The organism is Pseudomonas sp. NPDC086251, assembly GCF_044746405.1.
GTDB lineage: Bacteria > Pseudomonadota > Gammaproteobacteria > Pseudomonadales > Pseudomonadaceae > Aquipseudomonas.
The window spans coordinates 1-3113 of the sequence record NZ_JBIVBY010000080.1 but is presented as its reverse complement, the minus strand read 5'-3'; the positions used below and the strand labels follow the sequence as shown (position 1 = coordinate 3113).

2 protein-coding genes are annotated in these 3113 nt (G+C 48.2%); both read right to left on the bottom strand.

What is annotated here, in order from left to right; all coding sequences use genetic code 11:
- Nucleotides 1–906 precede the first annotated feature (906 nt).
- Nucleotides 907–1692: an ion transporter gene (locus ACIPL2_RS35095; protein ID WP_401365397.1), complete on the bottom strand. Its 786-nt coding sequence runs from the start codon at nt 1690–1692 to the stop codon at nt 907–909.
- A gap of 393 nt (nt 1693–2085) precedes the next feature.
- Nucleotides 2086–2403, bottom strand: coding sequence for a hypothetical protein (locus ACIPL2_RS35090; protein WP_401365395.1), 318 nt, complete (start codon nt 2401–2403; stop codon nt 2086–2088).
- Nucleotides 2404–3113 lie beyond the last annotated feature (710 nt).

The following is a 3113-nucleotide window of genomic DNA, read 5'->3' as shown; positions in this document are numbered from 1 at the left end:
ATTAGTGCCCCATCCGCGAAAACCGTGTTTGACGTCGGGGATATCTTTAATACTCGGGACAACAATCGTCATGCTGAAGTACATTCGGTACACACCATCATCGGCTGAACGGGATAGGCAGCAAGGATCCAATGAGACGTTAAGCTCATGCTTGGCATGATTCAGCGATTAATTGTGGACATGCTGCCAACTTGCAAACTCATGGGTAAAAAAGCGCTGCAGTAGCGCGCTAATATCTTATTAACAAGCATGATAGGGTAATTAAAAATTGTTATTTTTTAGACGCCTAACCTTCTTGGTTGGCGCGGTATCTCTGAGCATTCCAAGGCGTCCGCACCCGACAAGGTGGGTGGTCAGCTCCCGCCGCTCCAGGCTCGCCCTGATGCGGTAGCCGCACGCCGCAATCGAGATCAAATTAAGATTAATTAAGTTTGTTCCCGCGCCTGAAATTGGTCGAATTGGGGGTATCGCGACGATATCCATAGCGTGAGAAATAGCTTCTGACCACGCCAATCCTGCGTGCTTACTTCGTCATGGGGCTTGATACACAGACTGTAGGCAGTACCATAGGAGGACATGATCGAGCTTGTCTTTATGTTTGGCCACAGTCAGAAGAGGAAGAATGATCGCTCATGCTTTGTCATATTCTCGGCACGCCCCCCTTATTTATCTACCAGGCATCGCCTTGCATCGTTTTAATTGTTTGGCTGATTCACCCCACCCGCCTTGTTTTAAGGAGACCGCTTCAAGTTTAGAAGATATATCAACCCCTGTTATCGATACCAATAAAATTCAACTGAGCAGTAATGAGCCACCGCTGCTAAAAACACCGCATATTTAATGGTCGTCTTCACCGCTCTAAGTTAGGGGGAAGAGTGGGTAATTATCGGGTAGATGTCCCATCAATTACGCTCTGGCGTGCGACGCGCTAAATTCAGTGGTTTTCTTTTTTTTTATGACCTCGCCAAATGCCGAGGCCAGTATGCTGGTTGGCAAGGCGATAAGGCCGATACCACTCATTGCCGTGACGGCGGCCAAGAACCTACCAATGGTAGTGAGTGGATACACATCGCCATACCCCACCGTGGTAAGCGTGACGACCGACCACCACATGGCCCTGGGAATGCTACCAAACTGCTCAGGCTGCACATCACTCTCCACAATATAAAGCGCCATGGATGACGTCAGCATCAGGAGTATCGCGGCACACAAACTGATTAACAGCTCTTCTTTTCTTGCGCGTATCGCGAGGCGAATGTTATGCAAAGCACTTGAGTAACGCCCCAATTTTGCGATGAGCGTAATTCTGATCAATCGCGCCCCGCGGACCAAATACCCCGCCGAACCAATGGCAATCAGCCAGCTGGCCAGCACAATGGCCAACTCCAGCAATGCCAAGGGACTGAAGACATAATGCAACCGGGTTTTGTATTTTGGGTTTTCTGCTGACGCCCACAGTCGCAACAGGTATTCAACCGAAAAAACCATGGCGAATCCTAGCTCAGCTGCCTTAAACAAAGTCTCCCGACCAGCCGTAACGATTTTTTCGGTTTCAAGGATGCCGGTAATCATTGCGGCGACGATCAGAAAGCACAATATTTTATTTGTGATGGATAATCCTTTTTTGTTCCGCAACTGAACGTCCAGCTCGTAAGCGATTAGCTTTCTCCAGTGAACCAGAAGATTGCTCATACGATAACGACGCTAAAGGCTGAGCAGGTCGTACGCATAAAAAAAGGTTTTCGGTTGTTGATGAAAGCCAATCTCGTGTCCTCAGGCAAATGGAAAAGCGGGATTCACGCCAGCGCGGCATGGTTCAAGCTTTCGTCCTAGATGTCTGTAGGTAAACCCTGAAGCAGGCAGTCTAGCTGTGAACGATTGCGGGTGAGCGCTTAGGCACCGAACAGCTTGGCCGGCGGGAGGCGGGCCCCAGCGAAACTCAACCGGTGGAATCGAGCGAGCTGTGTGGCAGAGCCAGGGAAGATAGTCTCGCGTGAGCCGGACATAAAAAATCCGATGACCGGAAATCAGTCATCGGATCTTAAAATGGAACAGTGGTCGCGCATTACTGGCTCATGAAGGCGACTAGGCTTCCTTTACCATAGCGTTGGGAATGAAGGCTTCCTCTTCCGAATCGATGAGATACCACCGGCTATATTTACCCATTTTGGAACTCTCGTAGTTCATCAGAAGAATAGCGTCTTGTGGCTTCGCATTCAGGATGCAGCCTTTCACCGGCTTTGAAACGCCTGCGTCCAATACCGTCATTTGTGCATCGATGCTGAGAATATTACACAGTGGCACCTCGGCTGGAATCATCGCTCGGGTCCCCTTGATAAGATCGGCATGAGCCAAGCCGGCCAGCGACAACGATACGACTACAGCTATCCACGCATTTCGCATTTATGCACTCCTTAAATGAATTGGTCGTTACCCTGAATGAATGTTCTTGGTGGCGATACACATTGCAGACATTCCGGGTGCGTATGGTCACAACATTTCTTCTAACGGTATGTAGGAAAAACCCCAATATCACTTATTGACGTGACGCCATACAATATTTATTGGCTACTGTATTTACCAACTTTGGGGAGGCTGTGGAGCTTGATGAAATTAGAACCTAGGCTGCGGTGCTTTTCATATCTGGCATTAATGCAGCCCGACTTCTAGTGCTTGTCACAAAGCCGAAACCAATCCAGATTTTGGTCGATTAACGGTGTACGGCCAACATCAGGTGGAAGACCGTCGCGATGGTCAGCTCCCAAGCGTTTTGAGGCTATTAAAAATAACGATTTTTAATTATTTTTGCGCCGCCACTGACGGTAAACTTGTTTTTTGCCGTAACGCTTTACATAATAACTTTCTATAATAAATAAAGTAGGTGGTCATTGTTCGCTAGACTAGGTGATTCGAGGAGTTCGTAATGATGAAGTCTTAGGCAGTGACAATTGTTGCCACATACAGGGGGGGGGGCCGAGTTATTCCTAGCATAAACTTGCAATATTTATCAGGCAGCCCCTTTGTTTCGATCTGGGTTGTTTTATGGAGGCGCCAGAACTATCTAATTTGTTTTCCCGTGACATGATAACGATCAATTTCACCAGTTGTCAGGG